Here is a 19,232-nt window from a genome sequence, read left to right as displayed (position 1 = left end):
ACACGGCCGCTGACACGGCACCGCACGTCTGGCACTCGGCGGCCGTCGAGAACTGTGCTCCCTCGGTCATGCGGCGAGTGACGAGGCAGGGTGGTGGCGCGTCGAGACAGCCGCCGGGCGGGTGGCCGGCCGTCCTCCCCCTTTTTCATGATCACAGATTGCCGGTCGTGATCCTGGATATGTCCGGTGTAAGCGTCGAGATCCCATCCCCTCGCGAAAGAGATCGCCGATCATGAACACTCCGCAGGTGCACACTCGCCTCGTCATGCTGGACGACCCCGAGAACTTCCCGCTGGACTTCCACGCCACCGTGACCGGCCGGACTCCCGAAGAGATCCGGCGACGGGCGCTCGAGGAGGCCCGCGGCTTCTACGGCCCCACCCTGGAGAACACCGGCGTTCACATCCTCGGCACCCATGTCGAGCTCGACGCTGACGCCGGCCCGCACGGCGCCTACCGGGCGACCGTGGTGTTCCGGCAGGTGAGCGACTGATCAGGTGAGCGACTGACGGGGGCGGTCGCGCGTTCATGATTGCCGGTGTTGAGCGAGGCGGCGCGGGACCACCGCGCGGCGACGACGGGAACGGACAGGGTGCTGCATGCGCATCGGGCTCGCGGGCGTGGGACGGATAGGCGCCTTCCACGCCAGGACTCTGGCCGCTCTCGACCACGTCGACGAGGTGGTCGTGACGGACGCCGACCCGCAGGCCGCCGAACGCGTCGCCGCCGAGCTCGGGCTCCAGGTGGCTCCGGACGTCGATGCGCTGATCGCCTCGGGCGTCGACGGCTTCGTGATCGCCACCGCCACCCCGGGGCACGCGCCGCTGCTGCGCCGGGCCGTCGCCGCCGGGGTGCCCACCTTCTGCGAGAAGCCCGTGGCGGCCACCCTGAAGGAGACCCTCGAACTGGCCGAGCTCGCCGCGACCTCCGCGGTGCCGGTGCACGTCGGCTTCCAGCGCCGCTTCGACGCCGGATACCGGCGCGCGCGGGCCGCGGTGGCCTCCGGCGAGCTCGGGTTCATCCACACCATCCGGGCCGGCACCCACGACCAGGCACCGCCGCACGCGTCCTACATCCCCACCTCCGGCGGCATCTTCCGGGACTGCAACGTGCACGACTTCGACATCCTGCGCTTCGTCACCGGACGGGAGGTGGCCACCGTCTACGCCACGGGCGCCAACAAGGGCGCGGCCTTCTTCGCCGAGGCCGGCGACGTCGACACCGGCGGCGCCCTGCTGACCCTGGACGACGGCACGATCGTGCTGATCTCCTCGACCCGCTACAACGGCGGCGGCCACGACGTGCGCATGGAGGTCCACGGGGAGAAGGGCACGATCGCCGTCGGCCTGGACCACTCGCTGGCGATGCGCTCGGCGGAGGAGGGCGCCGACTTCCCGCGCGGCCCGCGGAAGTGGTCCTTCATGGAGCGTTTCCTGCCGGCGTACCAGGCCGAGCTGACGGCCTTCACCGAGGTCGCCCGCGGGGAGCGGTCCTCGCCGTGCACGGTCCGCGACGCGTTGGAGGCCTTCCGCGTCGCCGAGGCGTGCGAGCTGTCCCGAGCCGAGCGCAGGCCCGTGGCCCTGTCCGAGATCAAGGGGCGCTCCGTTCTCGGTGGAGGAGGTGCCGGGGGCCCGCAGAGGTAGTTCGTCCTGCGAATTTTCGAGCCTTGGAATGTTACTCTGAGCGCGTGGGAAAGCATGATGAAGGGCAGATCGGAGTGGTGGCCGCGCTGGTGCGGTCCACGTTCCTGGTGAACGCCGTGTACGCCGAGTCGGCCCGGGAGTACGGCATCACCTCGCAGCAGGGGCAGTTGCTGTGCGTGCTGATGGCGCAGTCGTACGGCATGAGTGAGCTGGGTGCGGTGCTGGGGCTGGCCAAGTCCAGCCTCACCGGCCTGGTGGACCGCACCGAGCGCAACGGCCTGGTCCAGCGCAATCCCGATCCGCAGGACTCGCGTGCGGTGCGGATCGCGCTCACCAGGAAGGGCGCCAAGGTCGCGGAGGAGTTCTACGTCGAGGCCTGCAGGCGGATCGAGAACCTGACCACGGGCCTGGCCGACGGGGACCGTGACATGCTCGCCGGCCTGCTCGGCCGCGTGGTGCGGGACAACAAGGTCCCCGTGGTCTTCCTGGAGCCCGGCGAAGGCGCCGGCGTGTGACGCGAGCATGAGAACCGCCCCGCGCGCTGCAGTTCGTGCTACGAACTAATATGGTTCGTAGCACGAACTTAAGCTCTTTCGTTGATCGGGACGTGAAATCATGAGTCGTACAGTGGTGGTCATCGGCGGCGGTTACGGAGGGTCGGCGCTCGCCAAGGCGCTGGACGCCGAGGTCGAGGTGGTCCTCATCGACCCCCGGGACGCGTTCGTCAACACGGCCGGGTCGCTGCGGGCGCTCACCCGGCCCGAGTGGGGGAGCAACATGTTCTTCCCCTACGACCAGTGGCTGACGCGGGGCACGGTGATCCGCGATCGCGCGGTATCCGTGGACCCCGGCGGCGTCACCCTGGTCTCGGGTGAACGCGTCGAGGCCGGTCACCTGGTCCTGGCCACGGGCTCCAGCTATGCCTACCCGGCCAAGCCCGTCGCCGACTCCGCCGACCAGGTCCTGGAGGACCTCCGCCGGACCCGCAAGGAGCTGGCCGGCGCCGAACGGGTGCTGATCCTCGGCGCCGGGCCGGTCGGCCTGGAACTGGCCGGCGAGATCAAGGAGGTCTGGCCGCACAAGCAGGTGACCGTCGTCGACCCGGCCGAGCGGCTGCTGCCCGCGTTCCGGCCGGAACTGCGCCAGGACCTGCACCGCCAGCTCGACGAGCTCGACATCCACCTGCGGCTGGGCGCCGAGCTGACCGCGCCGCCCGCGACCGAGCCCGGCCAGGTCCAGACCTTCACCGTCACCACGACCGGCGGGGAGAAGATCACCGCCGACATCTGGTTCCGCGCCCACGGCGTGCGCACCAACAGCGACTACCTCGCCGACGGCCGGCTCACCCCCCGCACCCCGCAAGGGCAGGTCCCGGTCACCGAGACCCTCAACGTCCGCGGGTACGACCACGTCTACGCGATCGGCGACATCACCGACGTCCCCGAGGCCAAGATGGCCGGGTACGCCATGCAGCACGCCGAGGTGGTGGCGCGCAACATCATCGCCCACCTGCACGGCGAGCGGCCCACGGCCACCTACCAGCCGCTGCCCGACCCCCTGATCCTGCTTCCGCTCGGACCGCGTGGCGGCGTCGGCCAGCTGCCCGGCCCCGACGGGCCGGCCGTCGTCCCGGCGGAGACCGTGTCGGCGTACAAGGGCGCCGACCTGTTCACCGGCCGCTTCACCGAACAGTTCGGCTCCGCCTGACACTCGGTCCGACGGGGACGGACACGCATCACCGGTGATCAGAACCTTCGAAAGGAAAGGCAGAACCTTGTCCGGACACGACGTCATCTTCGGCTTCGGGGCGCACAGCGGCATCCACGAGGCGCCGGAACTGCTGGGCATGGCTCAGCAGGCCGACCGCGACGGGCTCGACCTCTTCTCGCTGTCGGACCACCCCTACATCGGCGGGCGCCTGGACGCCTACGCCGCACTCGGCTTCATCCTCGGGCGGACGCAGCACATCGCCGGCCTCGTCAACGTCACCAACCTGCCGACCCGCCCGGCTCCCATGCTGGCCCGGACGGTGACGTCGTTGTCTGCGCTGTCCGACGGCCGCGTCGTGCTCGGCATGGGCGCCGGCGGGCTGTGGGACCGCATCTCCGACATGGGCGTCCCACGGCTGTCGCCGGGCGATGCCGTGGACGCCTTCGAGGAAGCGATGATCCTGGTCAAGAAGCTGTCGGGCGGCGGCCCGCCGGTCACCTACCAGGGCCGCCACTACCAGGTGCGCCAGATCGAGCCCGCCCCCGTGGCCGCGCCCCCGGTGTGGACGGGATCGAACGGCCCGAAATCCCTGGCCGCCACCGGCAGGGTGGCCGACGGCTGGCTCCCCGGCCACGCGGCGGACTGGCGCAGCGAGCGCTACCGGACCTCGCGGCCGATCATCGACGAGGCGGCGGCCGCCGTGGGCCGGGATCCGCGCGAGATCCGCACGATCTACAACTTCCCCGGCCGCATCACCGAGCGTCCCCTGTCCGCCACCCGCGACCAGGACGGCCGCTGGATCGGCGGCTCCGTCGACCAGTGGGTCGAGGAACTGACCGGGGCCGTGCTGGAGCACGACGCGTCGGGCTTCATCCTCTTCTCCACCGATCATGGCGCCTCGGACCTCGTCACCCTCCGCCGCTGGGCCGAGGAGATCGTCCCGGCGGTCCGCGAAGCGATCTCGAAGAGGAACGGCTGAGGTCGGCCTCTCGTCGCCGGTGACGGCTCGATCGGGACGGGATCGTCCGTGAATCCCCGGAGCCGCCACAGGCGACTCCGAGGTTTGCCCGAGCGGTTCGCTCAACGCTCGAGCGGTTTCACGATCCCTGCCTTACAAGGGCTGGGAATGCGCAATTTCCGTTGTTCAGCAGGCTACCCAGGAGACTTTCGCCTGGCCTTCCAGAGATCCCCACTGGCCCGACTGGTTGCACCCGAACCAGCGCTGCCCGACGAGCGTGTCACCGGCGTAGTAGCTGATGACGGTGAGGAGGTCGCCCCCGGGCGGGGGAGGAGGAATGGCATGAGCCGGGGTCGAGCCGAGGGCGAGCAGACCGGCGGCCAACGCCGCCGCGATGATCCCACGCTTGATTCTCACGAAGGTTCCTCCAGGTCAACGGGTTTTGGACCAGAGCGAACGACGACGCTGTGCACGTGAAACGCCCTCACGATAACCGCATTCGATCAAGGTGTCAGCAACAGTCGTTTTTACTGTGCATCAACAGCGCGGGGGAAATCGGCTTGTGCCGTGCTTGCCGTTCCGCACATTGCCGGGTGTGCGGGAAGGGGTGCCAGGCGGACGGGGCGCGGCCGTCCTCGGGGGCCGCGCCCTCAACCTGTCCGTGGCGTCGTCGGGCGAGTTCGTTTCGTGGTGCCGTCAGGCGAGTTCCCAGGTCCAGCCGGAGGCGAGGGGGGAGGAGACCGAGACCTCGCCGCCGGAGCGTGTGACGGTGAACGGCGTCGCCTCGCCGGAGGCGTGGTCGGTGACCGTGAGGGTCGTCTCGCCGTCCGGTCCCGGGTACACGCGCAGGGTCAGGCCGTCGAGGTAGTCGTAGTCCGGCCGGTCGTCCGTGGCCCCGACGGGCAGGACGGCGCCTTCCCGCACGTAGATCGGCATCGAGGTGAAGCCGTGGGTCTCGGTGCGCCAGCCTCCGCCCTCGACCCGCTCTCCCGTCAGGTAGTTCGTCCACGTGCCGTCCGGCAGGTAGACCTCCACCGTCCCGTCGGGGGTGAAGACGGGGGCGACGAGCAGGTCGGGGCCGAGCATGTACTGGGTGTCGAGGTAGGCGACGTTGCGGTCCCCGGGGAACGCCATCGCCATGGGCCGCATGACGGGCGTCCCGCGCTCGTGCGCCTGGACGCCGGCCTGGAACAGGTACGGCATCAGCCGGAGCTTGAGCTTCGTGAACAGCCGGGTCACCTCGACCGCCTCCTCGTCGAAGGCCCACGGCACCCGGTAGGACGACGAGCCGTGCAGCCGCGAGTGCGAGGACATGAGCCCGAAGGCGACCCACCGCTTGAAGACGCCGGGGTCCGGCGTGCCTTCGAAACCGCCGATGTCGTGGCTCCAGAAGGAGAAGCCGGAGAACGCGAGCGACAGGCCGCCGCGCAGGGTCTCGGCCATGGACGCGTAGCTCGACCCCGTGTCGCCGCCCCAGTGCACCGGCAGCCGCTGACCGCCCGCGGTCGCCGACCGTGCGAACAGCACCGCCTCGCCCGGACCGCGTTCTTCCTGGAGCACCTCGAACACTGCCGTGTTGTAGAGGTGCGTGTAGAGGTTGTGCATGCGTTCGGGCGTGGAATCGTCGAAGTAGGCGACGTCGAGCGGGATGCGCTCCCCGAAGTCGGTCTTGAAAGCGTCGACTCCCTGACATTGAAGGGCACGCAGCTTGGACTGGAACCAGCGGGTCGCGCCGGGGTTGGTGAAGTCGACGAGCCCCATGCCGGCCTGCCACAGGTCCCACTGCCAGACCGACCCGTCGGGACGCCTGAGCAGGAAGCCCCGCTCGGCGGCCTCGGCGAACAGCGGTGAGCGCTGGCCGATGTAGGGGTTGATCCACACGCAGACCCGCAGGTCCTTCGCGTGCAGGCGGGCGAGCATGCCCTCGGGGTCGGGGAAGACGCGCGGGTCCCACTGGAAGTCGCACCAGTTGAACTCGCGCATCCAGAAGCAGTCGAAGTGGAAGACCGACAGCGGCAGGTCGCGCTCGGCCATGCCGTCGATGAACGAGGTCACCGTCCGCTCGTCGTAGGCGGTGGTGAACGAGGTCGACAGCCACAGGCCGTAGGACCACGCGGGCAGGCGCGCGGGACGGCCGGTGAGCGCGGTGTACCGTTCGATGATCCGCTCGGGCGTCGGCCCGTGGATCACGAAGTATTCGAGGCTCTCGCCCGCGACCGAGAACTGCGCGCGCTGCACCGCCTCCGACCCGATCTCGTACGAGACGTGCCCGGGGTGGTTGACGAAGACGCCGTATCCGCGGTTGGTGAGGTAGAACGGCACGTTCTTGTAGGCCTGCTCCGAGGAGGTCCCGCCGTCGGCGTTCCAGATCTCCACGGTCTGGCCGTTCTTGACCAGCGGCCCGAAGCGCTCCCCGAGCCCGTAGACCACCTCGCCCACCCCGAGCGTGAGCTGCTGGGCGAGGTGGACCGACGAGCGCGGCCCGCCGGTGCCGCCCCGGGCGTTGCCGACGGGGCCGCGGTCCACCTGCGCGTCGTCGGCGAGCCGGAAGTACCCGATGGACTTGTGGCCGCTGGAGGTCAGCGGGCGGCCGTCACCGTGGAAGGACAGGTTCCAGGGGGCTCCGGGCGTCATGGTCGCGCTCAGCGCGCCGCTGGTGAGCGTCGCCCCGCCGGCGTCGTCCGTCTCGACGACGCCGTGGCCGTCCTCGGCGCCGACGAGGTCGAAGCCGCGTGCCTCGCCGCCTCCCACGTGGTGGTCGATCCGGACGCGGATCACGTCCGGCAGCGGTGACGACAGCCGCAGCGAGAGCACCGGCCGGTTGAGCGTGTCGCCCCGGCGCCGGATGACGGTGGTGGGCGCGGTGACGGTGAACGCCCTGCCCTCCGCCCAGATGTCATGGGCCTCGGCGGCGTACAACGCGGTGACTCCGGGGCGCATCTGCCAGAGCCCGTCGGTGAACTTCATCGGTGGAGATCCTTTTCAGACGACGCTGCCGGCCGGGGGAGCGTTCCGGCCGTCATCCCTTCAGCCCGCCGGCCAGCAGGTCGGCGCGCCAGAAGCGTTGCAGGACCAGGACGAGGACGACCAGCGGGATGACGGACACGGCCGAGCCCATGATGACCAGTGAGTACAGGTCGCCGTCTCCCGCGCCCTTGCCCAGGAACGTGTACAGGCCGAGGGTGATCGGGTACTTGTCCTGGTCCGACAGCATGATGAAGGGCAGCAGGAAGTTGTTCCAGATGCCGACGAACTGCAGCAGGACACGTTCACGAGTCCTTGCACCATCATCGGCAGGACGATGCGGCCGAAGATGCGCAGCTCGCCGGCGCCGTCCATGTCTCGGCGAGATCCCTGGTGGTGCCGCCCTGCCAGGCGGCCAGGTTGACCCAGTATCCGGCCCGCTGCGCCGCGGTCTGCACGCCGCGCAGGATGCGGGGCAGCTCGTACAGCTCGGCTCCGGAAAGGGTGATCGTTCAGGACGCGGGAGACGGTGACGTGCGACACCCCGGCCTCGCGTGCCACGTCCACCATGCCTGGTGCCCGGTTCATGTCCTTCACTTCCCAGCTTCCACCACGACGCCCCCGCCTGCCGGTGTCACGTCGATGGTGTCACACCCGCCACGCGTTCCGGCCGGACAGCGGGAGCAGCCGGAGGTTCGTCCTGCTCAGAGGTCGCGGATCGCGCGGGCGGCGTTGATCAGGCCGATGTGGCTGAAGGCCTGCGGGAAGTTCCCGAGGGCTTCTCCCGTGGCGGAATCGACCTCTTCGGCCAGCAGGCCGACGTCGTTGGCGTACGAGGCGGCGGTCTGGAACACGTGCCTGGCCATGGCGCGCCGGCCTGTGAGCGCCGCGGCGTGCGCGAGCCAGAAGGTGCACAGCAGGAACGTCCCCTCCTCGCCGAGAAGCCCGTCGGCGGCATGGTAGCGATGGACCAGGCCGCGGGCGTCGGTCAGATGCGCCGCCACGGCGTCCACGGTGGCCCGCACGCGTGGGTCGTCGCCGGGCAGGAACCCGACCATGGGCATCATCAGCACGGACGCGTCCAGGTCGGGGGCGGTGAACGCCTGGGTGAAGGCGCCCACCTCGTCGTTCCATCCGTGGGTCAGGATCGCGGCGCGGATCTGTTCGCGGGTGCGCCTCCAGCCGGCGACGTGGCCGTCGGCCCCCAGCAGGGGCGCCAGGGTGATCGCCCGGTCCAGGGCCGCCCAGCACATGAGTTTCGAGTGCAGGAAGTGCCTGCCGGGGCCACGTACCTCCCAGAGCCCCTGGTCCGGTTCCGGCCAGCGCCGGGCGGCGGCGTCGGCCACGCCGACGAGGAAGGAGCGGGTGAGGGTGTCGAGCGTGCCCGCGTCGCGGTAGATCTGGTGGGCCGCGTCGAGCAACTCCCCGTAGACGTCGATCTGGCGCTGCTGCCAGGCGTCGTTGCCTACGCGTACCGGGGAACTGCTCCGCCAGCCGGTCAGGTGGGGGAGCGGCCGTTCGCTCAGGTCCCGCTCGCCGCCGACCCCGTACATGATCTGCAGATCGGCGCCGCGGTCGAGCTGGGTCGCCGAGGCGCGGGCGAGGAAGGCGAAGAAGGCGGTCTCCTCCCTCTCGCACGCCGCCGTGGCGAGCGCCTGCAGGGTGAAGCTGGTGTCGCGGATCCAGGTGTAGCGGTAGTCCCAGTTGCGCTCCCCGCCGACGCTCTCCGGCAGGGAGGTGGTGGCCGCGGCGACGATGGCCCCGGTGGGGGCGAACGTCAGCGCGCGCAGCACCCGGCCGCTCAGGCCGACCTGCTCCTCCCACGGGCCCTGGTAGCGGGCGTGCAGCCGTGACCAGGACCGCCAGCCGGCGACGGTGTCCCTGAGGCGGCGGCGGATGTGGCGCGGACTCAGCGGCGGCGGTTCAGGACCCCAGGTCCAGCCGGTCCCCAGAGCCAGTTCCAGGTGTTCCCCCGCTCCCAGCGTGAGGGTGGTGTCGGCGACCGCCCCGCTCACGCGCAGCTCGACGGGCGTCGACAAGGTGAGGACGCAGGCGCCGCCGTGGGCGACGAGGCCGTCGCGAACCGGCCGCATCAGCGGCTTGACGAGCCCGAACTCGGGCCGTGGAGAGTACGCCACCTCCACGGGCACCCGTCCTTCGACACAGGTCACCTGGCGCAGGAGGACGCCCGGTGAGGACGCGCCCATCGAGTGCCCCCGTTCGCGCCGGCCCAGCGCGAGGGCGTCCACCAGGACCACGGTTCCGTCCGGGCCGTGGAAGGTGGTCTCCAGCACGAGGCTCCCGTCCAGGTACCTGCGGGTGACCTCGGTGTGCCGGGTGGGGCGGACGGACCAGTACCCGGCGCTCTCGTCGAGCACCCGGGCGAAGATCGACGGGCTGTCGAAGCGGGGCATGCACAGCCAGTCCACCGAACCGTCGGAGGTGACCAGGGCCGCCGATCGGCAGTCCCCGAGCAGGGCGTGGTCGCTGATCGGCCGGGTGCTCAAGGGAGCCTCGTCAACCGCTCGGCGAGGATCGCGGGGATCGCGGCGCCCGGACATGGAGCCGGGGCCCGGCGACGACCCTGTGCCGGCGCAGCCGGATGGCGTAGGCGAGTGCCGACCCGGCGAAGAGCACGCCGGTGACCAGCAGCCACCGGCCGAGGTACGGACTCGTGTCCAGCCCTGTCGACCGGTGGTAGGTGTCGTCGGCCAGGCCGAGGATGAGGGGGAACCAGATGAGGAACAGGAGACCGGACAGCGCGGCCGGCACGCGCAGGTAGTTGATCGGCGGTGGCCGTCCGGGGTCACCGGACGGTCGCCGGCGGCGACGCCACGGCCGCCGCTGGGCCGCGACGTCGGCGACGGCGTACAGCGGATACAGCAGCAGGTCGTGGACGACGGCGGCGCCGACGAACCACACCGCGAAGCCGGCCCAGATGCCCGCGGCGACGACCCGGGTGGCGGCGTATCCGGCCAGGGCGAAGCAGGCGAGCAGCGCCAGGAGGTGCAGGGGATCGGCGCCGTAACGGGCGGCCGTCCAGCGGTACGCGCGGCGGATCCTGGAAGGCATGTCGTCACTCATCTCGCCGTGGGACGGAAGCTGATCCTGCGGACCCACTTCGTGTTGTGGACACCGGGGGCGTTCGGGACGATGATCCTGGCGGGGAAGCCGTGGTCGAGCGACAGGTCGGCGCCGTTGACCCGCAACGCGAGCAGGGAGCGGGGGTCGGCCACCTGGCCCGCGCCCAGCGATGCCTGGCCGAAGGCGCCCCCACGCTGCAGGGATTCGACCAGGGCGTACGCCGTGCCGGGCGTGATCCCCGCGAGCCGGGCCAGATCGGCCAGCCGTACGCCCGTCCACGACTGCTCCGTCGACCACCCCTCCACGCACGCGATCGGCAGCACGTAGGTGTGCAGCGGCATCGCCAGCAGGTCCGCGCGGCTCAGGAGCGCCGGACGCGCGCCGGCCAGTTCCAGCCTCCATCCCGGGCCGGTATCCGCCAGATGGACGCCCATGGCGCTGGCGGCCTTGTTGACCTGGAAGTCGTTGGGGCCCGTGCCGTAGTCCCGGCCGTGCGGGGCCAGCAGCGCGGTGCGGCGCAGAGGCCCGTCGATGGTCTGGCCGACGGACAGGCCGAACGTGATCAGCGAGGCGCCGCCCACGAAGGCGAGCGCGCCTCGCCGGGACATGGTGGGTTCCGCCGGGGACAGAGGCGCCAGGCCGTCCGGATCGGGCGGTTCGGGACGGGTGGCGTCCAGCCCGGTCCGCAGTTCGCGCCGGATGCTCCGTGACCGCAGTGATCGGACCATCTTCGGCAGTTTGAGGGCCACGTGAACGGCGAAGGCCGCGAGGAAGATCCAAGCCCCGTACAGGTGGGCCGGGTAGAACGAGAACGGGAAGACGTAGAAGAGCTGGATGTTCAGAATGCCGGTGACGAACTCGAACACCGCGCCGCCGACCAGGAGCAGCAGACTGGCCCGCTCCACGGCCTGGGCGACGGAGCGGGCCGGTGGCCAGATGAACAGCCTCGGGATCACGGACCACAGCTTGGCCAGCAGCACCGCGGTCAGCGTCAGCCCCAGGACGACGTGCACTCCCTGGGTGACCCGATACAGCGAGGCCGGGTAGGTCGGCCAGTCGAAGAGGTAGAAGCCCAGCAGTCCCCTTTCGGGGGTGGTGTCGTTGTCCGGCACCCGCGGATCGTAGGCGGCGTAGGACAGCAGCCCCGTGATCGCGAGGATCGGGATGCCGGCCAGCAGGACCAGCCCGAAGACCGACGTCAGCCAGGGGCCGCGGAGTGGGCTGCGCCAGAACTCCGGCCGGAACGGACCCGGCGGAGGATGGTCTCGCAGCCAGGCGGCGGCTTGCCGGCCGGGAGGTCCGGGGCGTCCGGTCGTGCGGTCCGCCCCCGACGTGGGCTCGCGGTCGTGATGAGCGTCCCCTCGGGACGGCCGGTCAGACACCGAATCACCCCAACCATGCGTTCCGCCGAAGCGGGCGAGCCCCCAGCCATCAATGCCGGGAAACGAACTTCCCGTCCTATTTGCCGGAAATACCCGCACGTCGTCGCGACGTAACTCACAGCTTGCGACCATGCTCCGAGTGTGGCGGCCGTGCGGCGCTCACCCGAGCCGCCGTGCGGCGTTCACCCGAGCCGCCGTGCGGCCTCCGCGCAGGAATCACGCCCGATGGGCAGCCACAACGTCGAAGGCGCCGGCGGCCCCCCGCCGACCGGCCGGAACACGCCGCGCGGGACGTCCGCCAGAAGCCTCTCCGGGCAGCGGCGGTAGTACCGCGTCAGGTCGGCGGGGAATCCCCGGAGCTCGGCCGGCCGCCCGACCACGATCGCCGCGAACCGACGTTCCGTCACAGCCCGGCGGATGCTGCGTTCGAGTGCCTCCCGGGCGGCGGAACCGCTGCCGCGCAGGACGTCGGCGGCGGCCGCCCGATGGGCCACAGGCGGAAGCCCGGCCAGCACGCTCAGCCCCGGATCGGAGAGGATCGCCACCGGCCCGTCGAAGCCGGCCAGCCACGCGCGCAGCCGGTCACCGACACGGCGATCCGCGGCGTCCGGGATCGTCCTGCCGGCGGCGGAGGCGCCCATGGCCAGGACGGCGAACTGGGCCAGGACCAGTGCCCCGGCCACCAGCGTGCGCGGGCTCGGTGTGGCGCCGCCCATCGCGATGCCGGCGAGCAACGCCACGGCCGCGTAGACCGGGAGCATGTTGTTCACCGCGCCGCCCGAGTGCAGAAGCCCGGCGTAGCCCTCCACGGCCAGCGCGAGGCAACCCAGGGCGACGACCGGCGGTGTCCGCCGCACCGCGAGCAGGGCGGCCACCAGGGCGATGCCGAGCGTGGGCAGCAGGTACCAGGTCCAGAACCCGGCCGGCGCGGAGCGGTCGAGCGGATGCTGGGCGAGGATCCGGAAGACATAGAACACGTACCAGCCGTGACTGCCCAAGCCCCATACGAGCGTGGTCAGGCCCACCACCGCCGCGAACGTCGCCGCCAGTAGCCCTCCCAGACGCCGCCGGGGCCCGCACAGCAGCGTCACGCTGATCACCGCGGCCTCGGCGAGCGCGCTCTGCTTGGCGAGGAAGGCGGCCGAGAGCAGGAGCCCGGCGGCCACCGCCTGGCCGGGCCGGCGCATCCAGCGAGCCGTGTGGAGGCCGGCGAGGCTGAGGAGAAGGAACAGCGAGTCCACCCGGGCGAAGTCGAACCACGAGGCGGCGGCGAAGTAGGTCGCGGCGTAGAGCCCCGCCGTCGCCACCCCCGCGGCCAGATCCCCGGTCTCGCGCTGAACCAGCCGTGCGAGGAGGACGAAGCAGCCCAGCGCGGCGACCAGCGACAGCAGCCGGAGCGGAAGATAGGACAGACCCAGCAGGCCCGCCAGCACCGCCGACGCGGCGAAGTACAACGGAGGATAGGCGTCGGGCACGTAGTCGGCCGTGGGGGCGGAGTAGAGCGGCCGGCCGGCGAGCAGACGTCCCACCTCGACCAGGGAGTTGCCCTCCAGCCATTCCAGGGCGTACGGGTAGCCCATGCGGCTCACGGCGACGTACGCGCACACCGAGATCGCGGCGAGTCCCGTGGTCGCAGCGAGCAGGTGCGGAAGCCGGGCCACCCGTACCGGGCCGAGCCGCACCCCGTGGTCACGGCTTCGGTTCGAGAGACGAGAGGAAGACGACGTCCGCGGCCACACCGGTCACGTTAACGACGAAGTGCCGGCGGCACGGCCGAGGCCGCTGCATGAATCGGTCTCGACACGGTCAAGGACCATCCGCGCGGCAGGTGACGCCCCCTCCTCGCCGGAGACCCGGCAATAGCGTCGGTCAGGTGCGGATACTGGTCACCGGTGCGGCCGGGTTCATCGGAAGTCACGTGGCCGAGGCGCTGCGGGCGGCCGGCCACGAGGTGTCCGGCCTCGACCGCCGGGCGGGTGACGGTCACGTGGTCGGTGACGTGCGCGACGCGGACCTGCTCGGCCGTCTGCTGCGCCGCGTCGACGCGGTGGTCCACCAGGCCGCGAAGGTGGGGCTCGGGACCGGCGTCCGCGACCTGCCCGACTACACGTCGGTCAACGTCCACGGCACCGCCGTGCTGCTCGCCGCCATGGCGGAACACGGCGTGCGCCGCCTGGTCCTGGCCTCGTCCATGGTCGTGTACGGCGAGGGCGCCTACGACTGCCCGCGACACGGCCTGATCCGGCCGGGCCCACGCGCGCGGGAGGATCTCGCCCGCCTCACGTTCGAGCCCCGCTGCCCGCGCTGCGGGGCCGAACCGGCGCCCGTCGCGATCGACGAGGACGCGCGCCCGGACCCCCGCAACGTCTACGCGACCACCAAGCTCGCTCAGGAGCACCTGGCCGCCAACTGGGCGCGGGAGACGGACGGGACGCCGGTCGCGCTGCGCTACCACAACGTGTACGGCCCGAGGATGCCCCGGGACACGCCGTATTCCGGCGTCGCGGCGATCTTCCGGTCGGCTCTGGAGGCGGGCCGGGCCCCTCGGGTGTTCGAGGACGGCCGCCAGCGGCGCGACTTCGTGCATGTACGGGACGTCGCCCGCGCCAACCTCGCGGCCCTCGAAGCCGGCACCGCCCCGGGAACGCTGACGACCTGCAACGTGGCCAGCGGAGAACCGCACACGGTCGGGGAGATGGCCGCCGCGCTCGCGGCCGCGTACGGAGGCCCCGATCCCGTCACGACCGGCGAGTACCGCCTGGGCGACGTGCGGCACATCGTCGCCGCCGCCGACCGCGCCACGCGTGAGCTCGGCTTCCGCGCGGAGATCGGCTTCGCCGCGGGCATGCGGGAGTTCGCCGTGGAGCACCTGGCGTGATGAGGACGTCCCGCGGCTCCGGCGTCGATCCATGAGGCTCGACGTGGTGCTGCCCTGCCTGGACGAGGAGGCCGCCCTGCCCTGGGTGCTCGGGCGCATGCCGGACCGCTTCCGGCCGATCGTGGTCGACAACGGCTCGACCGACGGGTCCGCGCGGGTCGCCGCCGAGCTCGGCGCGACGGTGGTGAGCGAGCCCCGGCGCGGGTTCGGCGCCGCCTGCCACGCCGGGCTGATGGCCGCGACCACCGAGGTGATCTGCTTCATGGACGCCGACGCGTCGCTGGACCCCCGGCAGTTGCCGCTGGTGGCGGGGCCCGTCCTGGACGGCGAGGCGGAGCTGGTCCTCGGCCGCCGCGCCCTCGCCCCCGGCGCGTCGTGGCCCGCGCACGCCAGGCTCGGCAACGCGGTGCTGGCCTGGAGGCTGCGCCGCCGGACCGGCGCCCCGCTGCACGATCTGGGGCCGATGCGGGCGTGCCGCCGCGCCGACCTGGTGGCACTGGGGCTGGCCGACCGGCGCTGCGGCTATCCCCTGGAGATGGTGCTGCGCGCGGCGTCCGCGGGCTGGAGGATAGCGGAGACCGAGGTGGACTACCTGCCCCGGACGGGCCGCTCGAAGGTGACCGGCACCGTGCGCGGCACGCTCCGGGCCATCGCGGACATGCGCCGGGTCATGGCCGGCCGCGAGGGCAGGGCATGAGCGGGCCCGCGGCGGGAGGGCACGGCGAGAGCGGGCCCGCGGCCGGAGGGCACGGCGAGAGCGCGGCCCAGGTCGTGGTGTTCGCCAAGGAGCCGGTGCCGGGCAAGGTCAAGACCCGGCTGATCCCGCCCTTCACCCCCGGCGAGGCCGCGGCGCTGGCCGCCGCCGCGCTGGCGGACACGCTGCGGACGGTCGCCCGCGTGCCGGCCACCCGCCACGTGCTCGTACTCGACGGCACTCCAGGGGCCTGGCTCCCCGAGGGCTTCACGGTGCTGCCGCAGCGCGGCCGGGGACTGGACCAGCGGCTCGCGGCGGCCTTCCACGACGCCCACCGCCTCCTGCCCGCCCCCACCGTGCTCATCGGCATGGACACGCCGCAGGTCACGCCCGACCTGCTGACCACCGCCCTGTCCTCGCTCGGCCCCCACGACGCGGTGTTCGGCCCGGCGGAGGACGGCGGATTCTGGCTGCTCGGGCTGCGCGTTCCCGAACCGGCGTTGCTCCTCGGCGTCCCGATGTCGGAGCCGACCACGGGTGAGGCCCAGTTGCGCAGGCTCACCGAGGCCGGGTTGAGCGTGGCCATGCTGCCGTGCCTGACGGACGTCGACACCGCGGCGGACGCGTACGCGGTGGCGGCTCTCGCTCCACGCTCCGCCTTCGCCGCCGCCCTCGCCGGAACGACGTCAGGTCCGCACCTCGACTGACGGGAGCGCCCGCGCACTCCCGGCGGTCCGATGCGACGATGTGCTCCGGCTCGCGGACCGGGATCCTCGGCTCAGACCAGGTCGATGCGTTCCTGGGCGATCGGGTAGCCGGCCTTGGCGAACGTGGCGGCCATCGGCAGGTTGGTCTGGTCCGTGCCGGCCACGATGCGCTCCACCCCCTCGGCGACCAGGAGGTGCGTGGCCTCGGCGAGCAGGTCGTAGGCGTACCCGTTGCCGCGGTGCTCGGGCACCACGCCGATGAAGCCGACGATCGGGGCGCTGTGGTTGGCGGCGGGGACGGTCAGCCCGACGAGGTCCCCGCCGGGCGTGCAGGCCAGCCGCCACCACTCGCGCGGGCTCGGCAGCCAGCGCAGCAGGTCGAGCTCCTCCCGGGCGGCCGCGTCCACCCCGGACTCGGCGACGGTACGGCGCGTGTGCGCGTCGAGGCTGCCCTGGCCGACGCGGCGGAGGACCTCCAGGATCACCTCGTCGTCGGGTTCGGGCCGGAACCGGAGCCGGCCCGGACGTTCGGGCAGGCCGCAGTCGGGCGTCCACTCATACCGGTAGCGTTCGACGAGCACGGACATGCCCGCGGTCACGGCCGCGTCGATGCGGGCCTGCACCTGTTCGCGCGCCTCGGGGTTCTCCCGCCAGCCCGTCGGCAGCTTGATGGAGTACTCGGCGCGCAGCGGCGCCGTGCGCAGCAGTTCCACCGCCGCGCCGGCGTCGGTGAAGTCGAACCAGTCGAGCGCCATGGGCTCGGCGTCGTCCGGCCCGGCCCACCAGGCGGCTCGGGCGACGACCTTGCCGTCGCGCAGGGCCACCCACGACCATTCCGGCCGGTACTCGCCGGCGGCGGCCATGGCGGCGTAGGTGTCGCCGAACGCGGCGAAGCCCACCAGCCCGGGGTCCGGCAAGGAGTCGAAGAGGTCTTCCTCCCCTGCCACGAGGGGACGGATCACCAGATCGGTCATGCGAAAAGTCCTTCTACGGGTGGCGACGCGCTCCCGTTCAGACCCTCGGCGCCCTCGGAACGAGGCGGAAGCGCATGACAGTCATCGTGGTCATGGTCTCCACCTCCTCGGTCTCACTTCGTCTCATCGAGAGCGCCGGAGCAGCATAGCAGGAAGGATCACGGGTCAGTCGTCGACGCCGCGGGTGCGCAGCGCCTCGCCCAGGGTGTCGGCGTGCCGCAGGACGCTGATCAGGAGCGGTACGGCGAACGCGCGGACGCTCCACTCGACCCCCCGGGCCCGCTGGGCCTCCCTGACCCGCGTCGCGAGGCCGGAGACGACCGGCACGCTGCGCACGGTGAGGGACAGCAGCAGCGACAGCCGGAACGGGTCGAGGCCGACGAACCTCGCGGGCGCCAGGCAGCGTTCCAGGCAGGCCATCATGGCGGCGGTGCGGGTGGTGAGCGTCACCAGTCCCGCCAGGGCGACGGCCAGCACCATCCGCAGCGTGGACGTCACCGCGACCGGCAGCCCCGCCGTCAGGGCCTGCCCGGCGAACAGGGCGACGGCGAACCAGCGGACGGGCCGGATCTGCGCCCAGCCCGCCGCCCAGCCGACACCCGAGACGGCGTACAGCACGGCCACGGCCACCGCGGCGCCCCCGAGCGCCGGTGGGGAGCCCATCAGCACGAGCGCCGTGCACGACAGCGCGAGCCCGAGCAGCTTGACGCCGGCGCCGAGGCGGTGCAGCGGTGACCGGCCCGGAACGTAGGCGCCGGTGAGCCCGCTCACGCCATCAGCTTCCGGTAGTGACGCATCGCCGCGCCGGGCTCGTCGTCGGCGACCACGCGGCCGTCGTCCAGCACCACGACGCGGTCGAAGTCCTCCAGCAGCGCGAGGTCGTGGGTGACCACCACCACCTGGTGCGGCAGGCCGCGCAGGAGGCCCGCGAACTGGCGGGAGTGGCGCAGGTCGAGCAGCGTCGTCGGCTCGTCCATCACCAGGACGCGGGGCTCCAGCACCAGGACCGAGCACAGGGCCAGCAGCTGCTTCTGGCCGCCGGAGAGCTGGTGGGCGGGATGGTCGGCGTGCTCCGACAGGCCGTTCTCGGCCAGCACGGCCTGGACCCGCCGCTCCACCTCCTCGGGCCGCAGCCCCTTGCGGCGCAGCGAGAAGGCCACGTCCTCGGCCACGATCGGCATGACGATCTGGGCGTCCGGGTCGGTGAAGACGAATCCCACCTCGCGCCTGATCCGGGCGCCGTGCTTACGGGTGTCGCGCCCGAGCACCGTCACGCTGCCCGAACTCGGCAGGGCCAGCCCGTTGATCAGGCGGGCGAGGGTGCTCTTGCCGGAGCCGTTGGCGCCGATCACGCCGACGCGCCGTTCCGCGAGCGACAGCGTGACGCCGCGCAGCACGTCGCGCCGCCCGAGCCGGACATGGACGTCGGTGAACTCGATCACTCACACCACCTCGAACAGCGCGGCGACCCCGAGGCCCCCGCCGACCGCCGCCGTCGCCAGCCCCAGAGTTCCCACGGGTGCGCCCGCCCGTACGAGCCTGCCGAACAGCCGGGTGACCACGACGGCGCCGCTGGCGCCCCAGGGATGGCCGAGGGCGAGGGAGCCTCCGTCGGCGCACACCCGCGCCCGGTCGCCGTCCAGCGGGTCGAGCCCGAGCGCGTCGGTCACCGCCAGAACCTGCGCCGCGAACGCCTCCACGATCTCCACGGCCGCGACCTGCCCCAGGGTGACGCCCGCGCGGTCGAGCACGCGCCGGACGGCGGGCACCGGCCCCCACCCGGGCAGCGACGGGTCGCAGCCGACGACCGCGCCCGCCCGCAGCCGCAGCCCGGGCAGGCCGGCCCGCAACCGTTCGGGGACGAGGGCGACCGCTGCGGCGCCGTCGCTGACCGGGGAGGAGTTGCCGGCGGTCACCGTGCCTCCGGCGACGAACGCGGGCGGCAGCCGCGACAGCGACTCCAGCCGCAGGGGCCGGGGCCGCTGGTCGGCCGTCCGGCCGCCGACGGCGACGATCTCCCGGTCGAAGCGGCCCGCGTCCCGCGCGGCCAGCGCCTTGGCGTGGCTCTGGTGGGCGTAGGCGTCCTGGCGTTCGCGGCTCACGCCGCGGGAGGCCGCGAGCGCCTCGGCCGCCGGGCCCATGTCGGGGTCCGGGTGTCCGTCCGGCGCGAACGGCGCCCGCTCGTACGGCACCGGCGGCGCGTCCCCTCCGCCGCGGTGCGCCCGCAGCGGCGCGGTG

The 19,232-nt window shown here is 72.3% G+C and carries 19 protein-coding genes; 8 read left to right on the top strand and 11 right to left on the bottom strand.

Going from position 1 to position 19,232, the window contains the following annotated elements; translation table 11 throughout:
• Positions 1-232: 232 nt before the first annotated feature.
• The 5 genes from AB0H81_RS21910 to AB0H81_RS21890 all read left to right on the top strand — a co-directional run bounded on the left by AB0H81_RS21910 (position 233) and on the right by AB0H81_RS21890 (position 4,332).
• A complete protein-coding gene (locus AB0H81_RS21910; protein WP_358377372.1) occupies positions 233-493 on the top strand; it encodes a hypothetical protein in 261 nt (86 codons plus the stop codon).
• A gap of 106 nt (positions 494-599) precedes the next feature.
• Positions 600-1,643, top strand: a complete 1,044-nt coding sequence (locus AB0H81_RS21905) for a Gfo/Idh/MocA family oxidoreductase (RefSeq protein ID WP_358377369.1) — start codon at positions 600-602, stop codon at positions 1,641-1,643.
• A 44-nt stretch (positions 1,644-1,687) separates the two neighbouring features.
• A complete protein-coding gene (locus AB0H81_RS21900; RefSeq protein WP_358377366.1) occupies positions 1,688-2,158 on the top strand; it encodes a MarR family transcriptional regulator in 471 nt (156 codons plus the stop codon).
• Positions 2,159-2,258: 100 nt separating this feature from the next.
• Positions 2,259-3,350: an FAD-dependent oxidoreductase gene (locus AB0H81_RS21895; protein ID WP_358377363.1), complete on the top strand. Its 1,092-nt coding sequence runs from the start codon at positions 2,259-2,261 to the stop codon at positions 3,348-3,350.
• A 67-nt stretch (positions 3,351-3,417) separates the two neighbouring features.
• A complete protein-coding gene (locus AB0H81_RS21890) occupies positions 3,418-4,332 on the top strand; it encodes an LLM class flavin-dependent oxidoreductase (protein ID WP_358377360.1) in 915 nt (304 codons plus the stop codon).
• Between the two features lie 165 nt (positions 4,333-4,497).
• Here the strand turns inward: AB0H81_RS21890 and AB0H81_RS21885 are convergent, their stop codons facing one another.
• The 7 genes from AB0H81_RS21885 to AB0H81_RS21855 all read right to left on the bottom strand — a co-directional run bounded on the left by AB0H81_RS21885 (position 4,498) and on the right by AB0H81_RS21855 (position 13,423).
• Entirely contained in the window at positions 4,498-4,728 is a 231-nt protein-coding gene (locus AB0H81_RS21885; protein ID WP_358377358.1) for a hypothetical protein, read from the bottom strand.
• 279 nt (positions 4,729-5,007) lie between these two features.
• A complete protein-coding gene (yicI, locus tag AB0H81_RS21880; protein WP_358377354.1) occupies positions 5,008-7,278 on the bottom strand; it encodes an alpha-xylosidase in 2,271 nt (756 codons plus the stop codon).
• A gap of 60 nt (positions 7,279-7,338) precedes the next feature.
• Entirely contained in the window at positions 7,339-7,863 is a 525-nt protein-coding gene (locus AB0H81_RS21875; protein WP_358377432.1) for a LacI family DNA-binding transcriptional regulator, read from the bottom strand.
• A 116-nt stretch (positions 7,864-7,979) separates the two neighbouring features.
• A complete protein-coding gene (locus AB0H81_RS21870; RefSeq protein WP_358377351.1) occupies positions 7,980-9,782 on the bottom strand; it encodes a glycoside hydrolase family 15 protein in 1,803 nt (600 codons plus the stop codon).
• Positions 9,783-9,792: 10 nt separating this feature from the next.
• Positions 9,793-10,347, bottom strand: a complete 555-nt coding sequence (locus tag AB0H81_RS21865) for a hypothetical protein (protein ID WP_358377348.1) — start codon at positions 10,345-10,347, stop codon at positions 9,793-9,795.
• Between the two features lie 8 nt (positions 10,348-10,355).
• Entirely contained in the window at positions 10,356-11,741 is a 1,386-nt protein-coding gene (locus AB0H81_RS21860) for a molybdopterin-dependent oxidoreductase (RefSeq protein ID WP_358377345.1), read from the bottom strand.
• Between the two features lie 182 nt (positions 11,742-11,923).
• Positions 11,924-13,423: a hypothetical protein gene (locus tag AB0H81_RS21855; protein WP_358377342.1), complete on the bottom strand. Its 1,500-nt coding sequence runs from the start codon at positions 13,421-13,423 to the stop codon at positions 11,924-11,926.
• Between the two features lie 191 nt (positions 13,424-13,614).
• On the opposite strand from AB0H81_RS21855, the gene AB0H81_RS21850 reads away from it, so the two are divergent.
• Genes AB0H81_RS21850 through AB0H81_RS21840 form a run of 3 tightly spaced genes read left to right on the top strand, consistent with a single transcriptional unit; the run spans position 13,615 to position 16,020 of the window.
• Positions 13,615-14,619, top strand: a complete 1,005-nt coding sequence (locus AB0H81_RS21850) for an NAD-dependent epimerase/dehydratase family protein (RefSeq protein WP_358377340.1) — start codon at positions 13,615-13,617, stop codon at positions 14,617-14,619.
• Positions 14,620-14,650: 31 nt separating this feature from the next.
• Positions 14,651-15,316 carry a glycosyltransferase family 2 protein gene (locus tag AB0H81_RS21845; protein WP_358377337.1) on the top strand — a complete coding sequence of 222 codons (666 nt, stop codon included), beginning with the start codon at positions 14,651-14,653 and terminating at the stop codon, positions 15,314-15,316.
• Complete coding sequence (locus AB0H81_RS21840; protein WP_358377334.1) at positions 15,313-16,020, top strand: TIGR04282 family arsenosugar biosynthesis glycosyltransferase; 708 nt, start codon at positions 15,313-15,315, stop codon at positions 16,018-16,020. Before AB0H81_RS21845 ends, AB0H81_RS21840 begins: the two co-directional genes overlap by 4 nt.
• 71 nt (positions 16,021-16,091) lie before the next feature.
• On the opposite strand, the gene AB0H81_RS21835 is transcribed toward AB0H81_RS21840, so the two are convergent.
• From AB0H81_RS21835 to AB0H81_RS21820, 4 genes are all read right to left on the bottom strand, one after another.
• Positions 16,092-16,994: a GNAT family N-acetyltransferase gene (locus AB0H81_RS21835; RefSeq protein ID WP_358377331.1), complete on the bottom strand. Its 903-nt coding sequence runs from the start codon at positions 16,992-16,994 to the stop codon at positions 16,092-16,094.
• A 165-nt stretch (positions 16,995-17,159) separates the two neighbouring features.
• Positions 17,160-17,765: an energy-coupling factor transporter transmembrane protein EcfT gene (locus AB0H81_RS21830; protein WP_358377328.1), complete on the bottom strand. Its 606-nt coding sequence runs from the start codon at positions 17,763-17,765 to the stop codon at positions 17,160-17,162.
• Positions 17,762-18,436 carry an ABC transporter ATP-binding protein gene (locus tag AB0H81_RS21825; protein ID WP_358377325.1) on the bottom strand — a complete coding sequence of 225 codons (675 nt, stop codon included), beginning with the start codon at positions 18,434-18,436 and terminating at the stop codon, positions 17,762-17,764. The genes AB0H81_RS21830 and AB0H81_RS21825 overlap by 4 nt, the downstream gene beginning before the upstream one ends.
• The coding region (locus tag AB0H81_RS21820; protein WP_358377322.1) for a thiolase family protein at positions 18,437-19,232 on the bottom strand (796 nt) is incomplete at its 5' end.

Origin of the sequence: Nonomuraea sp. NPDC050691, from assembly GCF_040654455.1 — a bacterium.
Classification (GTDB): domain Bacteria; phylum Actinomycetota; class Actinomycetes; order Streptosporangiales; family Streptosporangiaceae; genus Nonomuraea.
Note: the sequence above shows the minus strand (reverse complement) of the source record. Positions and strands in the feature narration are given on the sequence as shown.

What these genes read in the sequence shown, in the direction of transcription:
- AB0H81_RS21910 (WP_358377372.1), top strand. Translation starts at nt 233, where the DNA reads ATGAACACTCCGCAGGTGCACACTCGCCTCGTCATGCTGGACGACCCC.
- AB0H81_RS21905 (WP_358377369.1), top strand. Translation starts at nt 600, where the DNA reads ATGCGCATCGGGCTCGCGGGCGTGGGACGGATAGGCGCCTTCCACGCC.
- AB0H81_RS21895 (WP_358377363.1), top strand. Translation starts at nt 2,259, where the DNA reads ATGAGTCGTACAGTGGTGGTCATCGGCGGCGGTTACGGAGGGTCGGCG.
- yicI (WP_358377354.1), bottom strand. Translation starts at nt 7,278, where the DNA reads ATGAAGTTCACCGACGGGCTCTGGCAGATGCGCCCCGGAGTCACCGCG.
- AB0H81_RS21875 (WP_358377432.1), bottom strand. Translation starts at nt 7,863, where the DNA reads ATGAACCGGGCACCAGGCATGGTGGACGTGGCACGCGAGGCCGGGGTG.
- AB0H81_RS21865 (WP_358377348.1), bottom strand. Translation starts at nt 10,347, where the DNA reads ATGCCTTCCAGGATCCGCCGCGCGTACCGCTGGACGGCCGCCCGTTAC.
- AB0H81_RS21845 (WP_358377337.1), top strand. Translation starts at nt 14,651, where the DNA reads ATGAGGCTCGACGTGGTGCTGCCCTGCCTGGACGAGGAGGCCGCCCTG.
- AB0H81_RS21840 (WP_358377334.1), top strand. Translation starts at nt 15,313, where the DNA reads ATGAGCGGGCCCGCGGCGGGAGGGCACGGCGAGAGCGGGCCCGCGGCC.
- AB0H81_RS21835 (WP_358377331.1), bottom strand. Translation starts at nt 16,994, where the DNA reads ATGACCGATCTGGTGATCCGTCCCCTCGTGGCAGGGGAGGAAGACCTC.